The organism is Lysobacter sp. Root76, from assembly GCF_001428685.1.
Taxonomy (GTDB): domain Bacteria; phylum Pseudomonadota; class Gammaproteobacteria; order Xanthomonadales; family Xanthomonadaceae; genus Lysobacter.
On record NZ_LMIK01000004.1, the window covers coordinates 430,039 to 442,471 of the forward strand.

Below are 12,433 nucleotides of genomic sequence, written 5' to 3' on the forward strand. Positions count from 1 at the left end.
AGGTTCCGGCGACCGCATCGCGGCCCGCCATCCCAGTGTTTCGGAGCCCAGCTACATGAGCCAAGCCCGCGTCCTAGGCATCGTCGGTCTGACCGTTATGGCGGCCGTCGCCGTCGCCTACGCCCAGCCCACGATCACGCCGATCCCCGACAAGGAGCCGGTCCAGGCCGCGCCGCTGGTCGAGAAGCCGGCCAGCTGGGGCGACGTCAAGGCGGGCGCCACCAAGGCCGGCACCTGCGCGGCCTGCCATGGCCTGGACGGCAATCCGACCGATCCGCAGTACCCGCGCCTGGCCGGCCAGAGCGAACGCTACATCGCCCACCAGATCGCCCTGTTCAAGAGCGGCGAGCGCAACACCGGCATGGCCGCGGCGATGAAGCCCTACGCCGATGCGCTGACCGCGCAGGACGCCCGCGACCTGGGCGCTTACTTCGCGACCCAGAAGTCCGGCGCCGGCGTGGCCGACGACACCGTGATCGCGTCGGGTCCGAACAAGGACAAGAAGTTCTTCGAGGTCGGCCAGCAGTTGTTCATGGCCGGCGACAAGGCGCGCGGCATTCCGGCGTGCATGGCCTGCCACGGTCCCGGCGGCGCCGGCAACCCCGGCCCGGCCTACCCGCACGTGGCCGGCCAGCAGGCCGCCTATGCCCAGCGCCGCCTCGAGGAATACCGCGCCGGCACCACCACCCAGCGCGATCCGCACCTGTTCAACGTGATGGCGGCCGTGGCCAAGAACCTCACCGACGAGGAAATCGGCTCGCTGTCCAGCTACCTGCAGGGCCTGCACGAGCGCGCCGACGACTTCGCCGCCGCCGATGCGCCGGCTCCGGCCGTCGCTGCGCCCGCCGCGGCTCCGGCACCGGCTCCGGCCGCGCCCGCTCCGGCGGCGCCTGCCAAGGACGCCGCTCCGGCCAAGCCGGCCACCGGCGCCTGAGACCCGCGGCGCGCGGCCCGTTCCGCGCAATCGCCACGAAACGCCGGCCCCGTGGCCGGCGTTTTCGTTTGCGCGGGCGCGGCGATCCTGCGCCCGCGATTTCCTTTCGCGATTTCTTTTATCGTGGGCGCCGAAACGGCCCGCCCCGGGCCGGCCACGACCCGAGCCGACCATGCCGCCCATCCGTCTCGCTCCGCTGCTGATCGCATTGCTGGCGCTGAGCGCCTGTAAGCCGTCCGCGCCCGCCGACAGCGCCACGCCCGCCGATCCCGCCGCCAGCGCCCTCGTCGCCGCCGAACCCGCCGTCGAAGGCGAGCCCGCGGTCGCCGCAGGCGCCGAACCCGCCGCGGCGACGCCTGCTGCGGCGACACCGGCCGCGGCTCCAGCAGCGGCAGCGCCACCGGCCGCCGCCTCCCAGGGCCTGGTCGCCGGCAAGGACTACGCGGCCATCGACGGCGGCCAGCCGTTCGCGCCGGTGCCCGGCAAGATCGAGGTCGTCGAGGTGTTCGGCTACGTCTGCCCGGCCTGCGCCCAGTTCCAGCCCCTGGTCAACGCCTGGAAGGCCAAGCAGGCCGCGGACGTGCATTTCACCTACGTGCCGGCGCCGTTCGGCCCGGAGTGGGAGCCCTACGCCCGCGCCTATTACGTGTCCGACTCGATGGGCCTGGTCGCGCGCAGCCACGACGCCCTGATCCGCGCCATTCACCTCGAACAGAGCATGCCCGGCGAAGGCGACAAGCCCGACGATGCGGCGATCGGCCGCTTCTACGGCCGCTACGGTGCCGACCCGCAGCAGTTCGTGGCCGCCATGAACAGCTTCGCCACCGTGACCCGGGTCAATCGCGGCAAGCAGTTCATGATGCGCAGCGGCGTCGAGCAGACCCCAACCCTGGTCGTTAACGGAAAATACCGGGTGATCGGCAGCAGTTTCGAGGACATGCTGCGCATTGCCGACGTTTTGATCGCACAGGAACGAGCCGCGCGCATGCCGGCCGCCGCCGCTGCGCGCTAAGCCCGGCCACGGAACTTCCGCGCGCGACGCCGGTCACATCCGATACTCCTGGTTCGAGACGCCGGCCGTTATGCTTAACGCCGGCGTCTTTTTTTGTCCGGACGCCCCCCAATGCGGTCCTCACCGCCCCCGATCCGATCGCCGCGAGACCCTGCGATGACCCCACGCCCGTTCCGCCTGCTCCCGACCCTCGCCGCCCTGGCCCTGAGCGCGCTGCTGCCGCTGGCCGCGTCGGCCGCCGGCAAGACCGCCGCCCCGGCACTGGAAGCGGACCGCGACTACTTCGTGATCGACGACGGCCGCCCCTACGCGCCGGTGCGCGGCAGGATCGAGGTGGTCGAAGTGTTCGGCTACACCTGCCCGCACTGTGCCCACGCCCAGCCGTTGATCGCCGCCTGGAAGGCCAAGCAGCCCAAGGACGTGAACTTCGTCGCGGTGGCGGCGCCGTTCGGCGGCTATTGGCAGCCCTACGCCAAGGCCTACTACACCGCCCAGGCCATGGGCCTGACCGGCAAGACCCACGAGGCGGTGTTCAATGCCCTGCACGAAGAGCGCAGCCTGCCGATCAACAACGCCTCGCCGCAGGAAATCGCCAACTTCTACGCACGCTACGGCGCCGATGCCGAGAAGTTCGCCGCGACCATGGAGAGCAAGGGCATCGAGGACCAGCTCGAGCGCGCACGCGACTTCATCACCCGCAGCGGGGTCGACGCCACGCCGATGTTCGTGGTCAACGGCAAGTACCGGGTCGCCGGCCGCAGCTTCGAAGAGAGCCTGCGCATCGTCGACCAGTTGGTCGCGCGCGAGCGCGCGGCCGGCAAGGCGCGTTGAGCCGGCGCGGCCGCCCCGGTCGCGCCTACACTCCGTGTTCAGCGCGTCGGCCGTTATCCTGACGGCCGACGCATTCCCCGGCGTCGCGACGGCACTGCCGTCTGCGCGCCGCCAATCCGATCCGACCGTTTTGTGGAGATTCGATCCATGACCCTGCGCCTGGCCCAGCCGCACCGTTACCCCGTCCTGTTCGCCGCCCTGTTCGCGCTGGCCGCCTGCACCCAGCAGCAGGAAGCCGCCGCTCCCTCCGCCGAAACCGCCGCCGCGCCGAGCAGCGAAGCCGCGCCCGCCAACGCGGCGCCGACGCCGACCCAGGAAGCCGCGCCCGAGACCGTGATCACGCCCGCCGCCGTCGCCACCGCGCCGACCGGCCCGGCCCCGGTCGCCGGCACCGACTACGTCGAGATCCCGGGCGGCACGCCGTACGCGCCGGGCACCGGCAAGATCGAAGTGGTCGAAGTGTTCGGCTACACCTGCCCGCACTGCGCCGAGTTCGAGCCGCTGGTCAACTCCTGGCGCGCCAAGCAGACCGCCGACGTCAACTTCGTCCCGGTCGCCGCGCCGTTCGGCGGCTACTGGGTGCCCTACGCCAAGGCGTTCTACACCGCCGAGTCGATGGGCCTGGTCGGCCGCACCCACGACGCGATGTTCCGCGCCGTGCACCTGGAGCGCAGCCTGCCGGTCAACGGCGTCAAGCCGGTCGACTTCGCCGAGTTCTACGCCAAGTTCGGCGCCAACAAGCAGCAGTTCGAAAGCACCTACGCCAGCTTCGCGATCGACGCCAAGCTCAAGCGCGCCGAGGCCTTCCTGACCCGCAGCGGCGTCGAGTCCACGCCCAACATCGTGGTCGACGGCAAGTACCGCGTGATCGGCAAGAACTTCGAGGACATGCTGCGCATCACCGACCACCTGGTCGCGCAGGAACGCGCCGCGCGCACCGGCGGCGCCGCTCCGGCCGCCGAGGGCAGCGCTCCGGCCACCGGCCCGGCCGCAGCCGCCGCGCAGTAATCGTCGTATGGACCCGGCCGGCATGGATACGCGCAGACGACTGCGTCTGCTCAGCGCCAACATCCAGGCCGGGTCCAGCACGCGCCGCTACAGCGACTACGCGACCCGCAGCTGGTCGCACGTGCTGCCCGCCGGCAACAAGCGCGGCAGCCTCGACACCATCGCCCAGCTGGCCGGCGAGCACGACATCGTCGGCCTCAACGAAAGCGACCCGGGCAGCCTGCGTTCGGGCTTCACCAACCAGACCCACTACCTGGCCCAGCGCGCCGGCTTCGACTACTGGAGCCACCAGCCCAACCGCCGCGTCGGCAGCGTCGCCTCCAGCGCCAACGGCCTGCTGAGCAAGCTCGAACCGCGCGAAGTCATCGACCATCCGCTGCCCGGCCGGGTCAAGGGCCGCGGCGTGCTGATGGCGCACTTCGGCGACGACGACGACGCCCTGACCGTCGCCGTCGCGCATCTGTCGCTGGGCGCGGCCTCGCGCGCCTCGCAGCTGGCCTTCATCGCCGAACTGCTGCACGACCACCCGCACGCGGTGCTGATGGGCGACTTCAACTGCTCGGTCGATCAGCCGGAAATGCGCACCCTGTTCCAGCGCACCCGCCTGCAGCCGCCGCAGTCCGCGCTGCCGACCTTCCCGAGCTGGCGCCCGCAAAGGGCGATCGACCACATCCTGATCGGCGACGGCCTGAGCTGTACGTCCGCACGCGCCGTGCCGGCCGCGCTGTCCGATCACCTGGCGCTGTCGCTGGAACTCGAAGTTCCGGATCACGCGCTGCTCTAAGCGGGCGGGACCTCTTCAATTCGAGCCTCTGCACAGCATCCGCCTGCGCAGACATGCGGCTGTTCCGCCGCACACGATTCCGTACGCATTCGCATTTCGCCTGCGTTCGTCGAATCGTGTCGGCGCTTGCTTACTGGGCGATTATTTCGACTTTCTAGCCCACGCCTACCAAGGCGCGTGCAATTGATCCACATCATTTAGTCATTTACCGCATAAACACTGAGCACATATAGCGCAACCAGATGCGTTGCCAAAAAAATGTCGTTGACTTACTTGAAATCGCAGCGTTACGTTGAGTCCATCGACCCAGTGCGTATGACGCCGCTGTAGCCCGAACAGATTGCACTAGGGATGCATCATTTTCTTGATGTCGATGGCAACGGCCAGCCAGACCGATCGATACTTTCGCAGCCGCACGCACGCGAACTTGCCGACAAGCACCGGCCCATGTTCGACAAGTACAGGGGCGACGTCGAGAATATTCGCGGCGGGATTTCTGTCGGCGCTTCAAGCCTGCGCGGTGCTAAGGGCGTGGCTGACGAGATCGGCAGGCTGCTTCCCGATAGACCCGCCGAGAGCCCGTTCAAGAACGCGCACGGCGCATTGCCTGCGTCGGAGCAACGCGCCATCGATCCGCGTCATCCCAACCATCCGAACCACTCGATGCATAGCAGCCTCCACGCCGGTATCGAACGTGTGTTCGCTCAACAGGGACTTCCGCTCAACGAGACCGCCGAGCGCACCACAGCGGCGCTACTCTTGAACTCGCGGCAAGCAGGGCTGGAGCAGGTCAACCATGTCGTCGCCGGCCGCAGCACGCCGGCCGGCACGGATCTTTTCGCCGTGCAAGGCGAACTGGCAGACCCTGCACACAAGCGCGCGCAGGTTAATACCGAGGTCGCAGCTCAGATCCCGGTCGAAAAGTCATTCCAGCAGCTAGCTGCGGTCAATCAGCAGCTGACGCTGACGCAGGATCAGCAAAGCAAAGAACAGACCCGAGCCCAATCGGTTCGTACCGTCTAAGCCGCATTTCCTTCAGCCCGGCCTCAGCCGCACCGCCCCGCAAGGGGTGGTCAGGAGCGCTTTGTGTCCCAACTTCATCACGCGCTGCTCTGAGCGAGCGTCGCCTCAACGCCTGACGTGATAGCCGTCCTGGGCGACGAAGGCGGCGACTTCCTCGGCGTCCGACCAGCCGAAGTCGCCGGGCACGGCGTGCTTGAGACAGGCCGCGCCCCAACCGAACTGCAGGCTGTGCGCGTCGTCCATGCCCGAGATCAGCCCGTGCAGCACGCCGGCCGCGAACGCGTCGCCGCTGCCGATGCGGTCGACGATCGCGCTCAGTTCGCATACCGGCGTCTGCGCGGCGGCGCCGTCGCGATGCAGCGACAGCGCCGACAACGACTGACGGTCGACGCTGTGCTGCACGCGCACCGTGCTGGCCACGCGCTGCAGCTGCGGGAACGCGGCGAACGCGGCCCGCGCGGCGTCGGCGAAGCGCTGCTCGGCGCTCGCCGCATCGGTTTCGAAGCCGAGCACGACCGCGAAGTCGCGATGATCGGCGAAGATCAGTTCGGCCTGCGCCATCAGCTCGCGCAGGATCGCCGCGGCGTCGCCGCTCCAGGCCTGCCAGAGCTTGCTGCGGAAATTGCCGTCGAAGCTCACCCGCACGCCGGCGCGGCGCGCGGCCTGGGCGGCGGCGATCGCGGCCTGGGCCGTGACCGGACCCAGCGCCGGGGTCACGCCCGACAGATGCAGCCAGGCCGCGCCCTCCAGCAGGGCCGGCCAGTCGTAGGCATCGGCGCCGGCGCGCGCGAAGGCCGAGTCGGCGCGGTCGTAGAGCACGCTGCTGGGCCGATGGCCGGCGCCCGTCTCCAGGAAGTACAGGCCCATGCGACCCGGCGCGGGCCGCACGGCGCGGGTATCGACCCCATGCCGGCGCAGTTCGGCCACCGCCGCAGCGCCCAGGGCGTTATCGGCGACCCGGCCGATCACGGCCGCCTCGTGACCGTAGCGGGCCAGGGCCACGGCGACGTTGGCTTCGGCGCCGCCGACGTGGACCTGCAACGCCGGCGATTGCAGCAGGCGCTCATGGCCGGGGGCGCCCAAGCGCAGCAGCAGCTCCCCGAAACACACTATGCGTTGACTCATTCCACCCTCTCCGCGCCGGCCCCGCCGGTCCCCTGAATACCCGATTGCGCACCGCAGCATGATGTTGGCCCGAGCTTTTGCTAGGGTTTTGACCAGCGGTGTCATTCGACCGCCCGAGACACCATAGCAAGCGCTGCAGGCTAGTCAACAAGCGCTATACAGCCGTCGGACCACTTTGGGAGGGGATCCAGATGCAATCGCAACGCGCGGCAAAAAAGACACCGGTTACCGTTCTTGCAGGCGCCATCGCCCTGGCCCTGCAAATGGCGCCGGCGGTGGGGTTCGCGCAGCAGACCGCGGCGCCGGCCACAGCGGCGGCCGCCGAGCAGAACAGCGCGGACGCGGCGCCGGCCGCGTCCGAACCGGCCAAGGACCTGGAAACCGTCACCGTGACCGGCTTCCGCGGCAGCCTGGAACGCGCGCTGGACATCAAGCGCGGCGAGACCGGGGTGGTCGACGCCATCGTCGCCGAGGACATCGCCGACTTCCCCGACCTCAACCTGGCCGAATCGCTGCAGCGCATTCCCGGCGTGTCGATCGCCCGCGACGCCGGCGAAGGCCGGCAGATCTCGGTGCGCGGCCTGGGCCCGGACTTCACCCGCGTGCGCATCAACGGCATGGAGGCGCTGACCACCACCGGCGGCACCGACAGTTCCGGCGGCGCCAACCGCGGCCGCGGTTTCGACTTCAACGTGTTCGCCTCGGAACTGTTCAACAGCCTGAAGGTGCGCAAGACCGCGTCGGCCGAAGTCGAGGAAGGTTCGCTCGGCGCCACCGTCGACCTGCAGACCGCGCGCCCGTTCGACTACGACGGTTTCACCTTCGTCGCCGGCGGCCAGCTCGGCTACAACGATCTGTCCGGCGACACCGACCCGCGCGCTTCGGCCTTGATCAGCAACACCTGGGGCGACGGCCGCTTCGGCGCTCTGCTCTCGGTCGCCTACACCGACCGGCGCCTGGTCGAGGAAGGCCACAGCACGGTGCGCTGGGACAACGGCCCGAGCAGCGGCGGCTTCAGCGCGGCTTCGCCGTTCAGCGCCGCGCGCGGCGCCGGCGTGTTCCACCCGCGCATTCCGCGCTACGGCGTGCTCGAACACGACCAGCAGCGCCTGGGCGTGACCGGCGCGCTGCAATGGAAGGTCAGCGACCGCACCGACATCGGCCTGGATCTGCTGTACGCCAAGTTCGACGCCACCCGCACCGAGAACTTCATCGAGGCGGTGTCATTCAGCCGCACCGGCACCGGCAAGCCGCAGACGGTGGTGCTGGACGGCCAGGTCGACGGCAACGGCAACCTGGTCTACGGCCGCTTCAACAACGTCGATGTGCGCTCGGAAGCGCGCTACGACGAACTCAGCACCAAGTTCACCCAGTTCAGTTTCTACGGCGACCACGAGCTCACCGACGACTTCAAGCTGCACGCCCAGGTCGGCCGCGCCAAGTCCGAGTTCGAGAACCCGATCCAGACCACGATCACGCTCGACCGCCAGAACGTGCAAGGCTACAGCTACGACTATCGCGGCAACGATCGCCTGCCGGTGATCGACAATGGCTTCGACGTCACCGATCCCAGCCAGTGGACCTTCGTCAACGGCATCTCCGAGATCCGCCTGCGCCCGCAGTTCGCCACCAACACCTACGACACCGCCCAACTCGATTTCGCCTGGGACCTGGCGCCGGCCTTCAAGCTCAAGGGCGGCGCGCAGTTCAAGGAATACACCTTCGAGAGCCGCGAGTTCCGGCGCGCGTCCGAGCTGGCGGTGCCCGGGCTGCCGGCCGGCACCAGCCTTGCCGACCTGACCTCGCTGATCGGCCTGGAGAACACCCGCACCGGCGCCGGCAACGATTCGGTCTGGCTGATTCCCGACATCGACGCCTTCAACCGCGTGTTCAATATCTACGGCAACACCGGCACCTTCACCGTCAGCGACAAGATCGCCGGCGTGCTTGGCAACAACCGCAGCGTCACCGAACGCGACCAGGGCTTCTACCTGCAGGGCGACTTCAACACCCAGCTCGGTTCGATCCCGATCAGCGGCAACATCGGCGTGCGCCAGGTCGACACCAAGCAAACCTCGACCGGCTACGCCATCGTCGGCGGCGTGCCGGTGCGAACCACGGTGCAGCGCACTTACGACGACACCCTGCCCTCGTTGAACCTGGTCGCAGACCTGACGCCGGATTTCCTGGTCCGCTTCGGCGCCGCCAAGGTGATGTCGCGTCCCGGCCTGGGCAACCTCACGCCCGGCGTCACCGTCAACGTCAGCGGCGGCGCGCGCACGGTCAACGGCGGCAATCCGCTGCTGGAACCGTTCCGCGCCAAGACCTACGACCTGAGCCTGGAGTGGTACTTCGCCGACGAGGCCCTGCTCGGCCTGGGCCTGTTCTACAAGGACATCAGCACCTTCGTGCAGACCTCGCGCGAAACCCGCCCGTACAACACCTCCGGCCTGCCCGACAGCCTGCTCGCCGGTACCGGCGCTTCGCCCACCGACGACTTCCAGTTCAACATTCCGGTCAACACGCCCGGCGGCAGCCTGCAGGGTTTCGAACTGAGCTACCAGCAGCCCTTCACCTTCCTGCCGGAAGGCTTCTGGCAGGACTTCGGCGTGCAGCTCAACTACACCTACGTCGAATCGAAGATCCAGTACGTGACTTCGACCGGCGCGTCCTCGCTGCGGACCGACCTGACCGGCCTGTCCAAGAACGCCTACAACGCCACGCTCTACTACGAAGGCGAGCGCTTCGGCGCGCGCGTCTCGGCGGCCTACCGCGACGACTACCTGACCACGGTGCCGGGCCGCAACAACAACGACGTCGAAGGCACCAAGGCCACCACCACCATCGACATGTCGGCTTCGTGGAAGCTCAACGACCGCATCGAGCTGACCCTGGAAGGGCTGAACCTCACCGACGAGTACAACGACCAGTGGGTGGATTCGCTGGGCGACCGTGCCTCGGTCTACCACCACACCGGCCGCCAGTACTTCCTCGGCATCCGCTACAAGCTGTGATCGCGCATTGACGATCGTGCCGGCCGCGCGCGGATGCGACGCGGCCGGCTTCGGCGGTTTCGCATCCGCGCCGGCCGAACCTCCGGCGCTGCAGGCAGTACGGGTCACTGCAACAGTCCCGACGAATCCAGACAGCGCAGGCATCGCCCGGCGATCCGATCGCAACGCCGCCGCCCACGCGCGCCTTCCGTGTTCGTCGTCCATCGACTGCACCACGACAAGGAGCTCCCCGCAATGAACGCCGCGAAAATCGTCCTGTGCGCCGGCATCGCGCTGGCAATGCTGTCCACGGCCGCGCAGGCCGGCCATGCCCGCGACATCGACCGCGAGACCTTGCCCGCCAACGACGGCTGGGCCTCGCTGGCCACCGCCGCGCTGCCGCAGGGCACCACCGGCGGTTCGGCCGCCGCCGAGGACCGCGTGCACGAGGTGCACGACCGCAACGAACTGGTCGCCGCGCTCGCGTTTCCGGACCCGACGCCGAAGATCGTCCGCATCGTCGGCACCATCGACGCCAATGTCGACGCCGGCGGGCAGCCGCTAAGCTGCGCCGACTACGCGCGCCCCGATCCGCAGACCGCGACCCCGTACACGCTCGAGGCCTTCCTGGCCGCCTACGATCCGGCGACCTGGGGACGCGTCAATCCCAGCGGCCCGCTCGAGCGCGCGCGCCTGGCCTCGGTCGCCGCGCAGCAGGCGCGCGTGCGGATCCGGATTCCGGCCAACACCACGCTGGTCGGCGTCGGCCGCGACGCGCGCGTGCGCGGCGCCTGGTTCGACATACGTCCCGGCAGCACCAGCGGCAACCAGCCGATGAACGTGATCGTGCGCAATCTGCGTTTCGAAGACACCTACGACTGCTTCCCGCAGTGGTCGCCGACCGACGGCGCCACCGGCAACTGGAACTCGCAGTACGACGCGATCTCGGTGCGCAACGCCACCCATGTCTGGATCGACCACAACGAGTTCAAGGACGCGGCGACCGACGACGCGACCCTGCCGAACTACTTCGGCCGGATCTACCAGATCCACGACGGCCTGGTCGACGTGACCAACGAATCGGATCTGGTGACGGTTTCCTGGAACCGCTTCAGCGAGCACGACAAGGCGATGCTGGTGGGCTCTTCGGACAGCGCGGTCGCCGATCGCGGCAAGCTGCGGCTGACCCTGCACCACAATCATTTCCACAACCTCGGCCAGCGCGTGCCGCGCGTGCGTTACGGACAGGTGCACGTCTACAACAATCTCTACAGCGCCGATCGCGCCGGAGCCGACCGCTACGCCTACAGTTGGGGCGCCGGCATCGAGTCGCAGATATTCGCGCAGAACAACCATTTCCTGACCGATCGCGCCTTGACGCCGGAACTGTTCATCCAGCGCCTCAACGGCACGCGCCTGCAGGCCGCCGGCACCTTGCACAACGGCCGCGCGGTCGACCCGGTCGCCGCGTTCAATGCCGCCAACGGCGACAGCCTGAGCGGCACGGTGGAATGGACGCCGACGCTGTACCGCCGGATCGATCCGACCTGGCTGGTGCCGACCCCGGTGCTGATCGGCGCGGGTCCGTCGCGGTGATCGACGGCGCCACGCGCAGCCGGCGCCGCTTCCTGCAGGCGGCGCTGGCGTCCGCCGCCCTCGCCGCCAGCGCGCGCGCCGCGGACTCCCAGGCCGGCGCCGGCTTCGACGCGGTGGTCGCAAGCGGCGCCGGCCGTGGCGACGCGCCGGCGTTCGGATCGGTGCAGGCCGCGATCGATGCGGCGCCGCGCGATGGCCGGCGCCCGTACCGGATCCTGATCGGGCGCGGCGTATGGCGCGAGAAGCTGCTGATCGACAAGCCCAACATCCATCTGATCGGCGAGGACCGCGCCGGCAGCGTGCTCAGCTACGACGCCGCGGCCGGCATGGCGCGGCCCGACGGCGAAGCCTGGGGCACCTGGGGCTGCGCCAGCGTGATCGTGCGCGCGCCGGACTTCCGCGCCGAACGCCTGCGCATCGAGAACGCATTCGACTACGTCGGCAACCTCAGCGCGCCGCGCTTCGAGCCGATCGGCCCCAACGGCGCGCAGGCGGTGGCGCTGATGCTGGACCGCGGCGCCGAGCGCAGCGTGCTGCACGAAGTCGATCTGCACGGGCACCAGGACACCTTGTTCGCCGACGCCGGCCGCAGCCTGTTCCGGCGTTGCCGCATCGCCGGCAGCGTCGATTTCGTGTTCGGCGGCGGCGATGCGCTGTTCGAGGATTGCGAACTGCATTCGCGCTACCGGCCGGGCAAGGAGCGCCAGGGCTACGTGGCGGTGCCGTGCACGCCCAGCGCGCAAACCTACGGGCTCAGCTTCCTGCGCTGCCGCCTCACTCGCGACGCCGAGGTGCCCGATGCCAGCGTCGCGCTCGGACGCGCCTGGCGGCCCGGGCGCACGTTCGCCGACGGCAAGTACGGCGATCCCGACGCGGTCGGCGCGGCGGTGTATCTGTCGTGCTGGATGGACGCGCACATCGATCCGCGCGGCTGGGACGCGATGGGCTACACGGCGCGCGATGGCAGCCGCGCCATGCTGGCGCCGGAAGCGGCGCGCCTGTACGAACACGACAGCCGCGGCCCCGGCGCGGCGCGCACGCCCGGCCGGCGCCGGCTCGACCGCGCCGCGGTCGCGCGCCATCGCCGCGATCTGGTGCTGGGCGGCTGGCAACCCGAACTTTGACCG

General features: G+C 69.3%; 10 protein-coding genes. 9 read left to right on the forward strand and 1 reads right to left on the reverse strand.

Features of this window, described 5'->3' with window-relative positions:
* Nucleotides 1-55 precede the first annotated feature (55 nt).
* The 6 genes from ASE10_RS07045 to ASE10_RS07070 all read left to right on the forward strand — a co-directional run bounded on the left by ASE10_RS07045 (nucleotide 56) and on the right by ASE10_RS07070 (nucleotide 5,592).
* Nucleotides 56-934 carry a c-type cytochrome gene (locus ASE10_RS07045; protein WP_055901842.1) on the forward strand — a complete coding sequence of 293 codons (879 nt, stop codon included), beginning with the start codon at nucleotides 56-58 and terminating at the stop codon, nucleotides 932-934.
* A 172-nt stretch (nucleotides 935-1,106) separates the two neighbouring features.
* Entirely contained in the window at nucleotides 1,107-1,946 is an 840-nt protein-coding gene (locus ASE10_RS07050) for a thiol:disulfide interchange protein DsbA/DsbL (RefSeq protein WP_055901845.1), read from the forward strand.
* A 156-nt stretch (nucleotides 1,947-2,102) separates the two neighbouring features.
* Nucleotides 2,103-2,777, forward strand: coding sequence for a thiol:disulfide interchange protein DsbA/DsbL (locus tag ASE10_RS07055; protein ID WP_055901848.1), 675 nt, complete (start codon nucleotides 2,103-2,105; stop codon nucleotides 2,775-2,777).
* 147 nt (nucleotides 2,778-2,924) lie between these two features.
* Nucleotides 2,925-3,785 (forward strand): thiol:disulfide interchange protein DsbA/DsbL, encoded by an 861-nt coding sequence (locus ASE10_RS07060; RefSeq protein WP_055901851.1) that lies wholly within the window; start codon nucleotides 2,925-2,927, stop codon nucleotides 3,783-3,785.
* A 22-nt stretch (nucleotides 3,786-3,807) separates the two neighbouring features.
* Nucleotides 3,808-4,569: an endonuclease/exonuclease/phosphatase family protein gene (locus ASE10_RS07065; protein WP_055902024.1), complete on the forward strand. Its 762-nt coding sequence runs from the start codon at nucleotides 3,808-3,810 to the stop codon at nucleotides 4,567-4,569.
* A gap of 351 nt (nucleotides 4,570-4,920) precedes the next feature.
* The gene (locus ASE10_RS07070; protein ID WP_056306750.1) at nucleotides 4,921-5,592 is read left to right on the forward strand and encodes an XVIPCD domain-containing protein; all 672 of its coding nucleotides are present in this window, start codon (nucleotides 4,921-4,923) and stop codon (nucleotides 5,590-5,592) included.
* Between the two features lie 105 nt (nucleotides 5,593-5,697).
* Here ASE10_RS07070 and ASE10_RS07075 read toward each other — a convergent pair whose 3' ends face one another.
* On the reverse strand, nucleotides 5,698-6,717 hold the full coding sequence (locus ASE10_RS07075) for a sugar kinase (RefSeq protein ID WP_056306074.1): 1,020 nt from the start codon (nucleotides 6,715-6,717) through the stop codon (nucleotides 5,698-5,700).
* A 191-nt stretch (nucleotides 6,718-6,908) separates the two neighbouring features.
* Here ASE10_RS07075 and ASE10_RS07080 point away from each other — a divergent pair, with 191 nt between their 5' ends.
* The 3 genes from ASE10_RS07080 (at nucleotide 6,909) to ASE10_RS07090 (ending at nucleotide 12,430) form a co-directional block, all read left to right on the forward strand.
* Nucleotides 6,909-9,731, forward strand: coding sequence for a TonB-dependent receptor (locus ASE10_RS07080; protein WP_056306076.1), 2,823 nt, complete (start codon nucleotides 6,909-6,911; stop codon nucleotides 9,729-9,731).
* A gap of 234 nt (nucleotides 9,732-9,965) precedes the next feature.
* On the forward strand, nucleotides 9,966-11,306 hold the full coding sequence (locus ASE10_RS07085) for a hypothetical protein (RefSeq protein ID WP_056306078.1): 1,341 nt from the start codon (nucleotides 9,966-9,968) through the stop codon (nucleotides 11,304-11,306).
* A complete protein-coding gene (locus tag ASE10_RS07090; RefSeq protein ID WP_162255258.1) occupies nucleotides 11,303-12,430 on the forward strand; it encodes a pectinesterase family protein in 1,128 nt (375 codons plus the stop codon). The genes ASE10_RS07085 and ASE10_RS07090 overlap by 4 nt, the downstream gene beginning before the upstream one ends.
* Nucleotides 12,431-12,433: the final 3 nt, after the last annotated feature.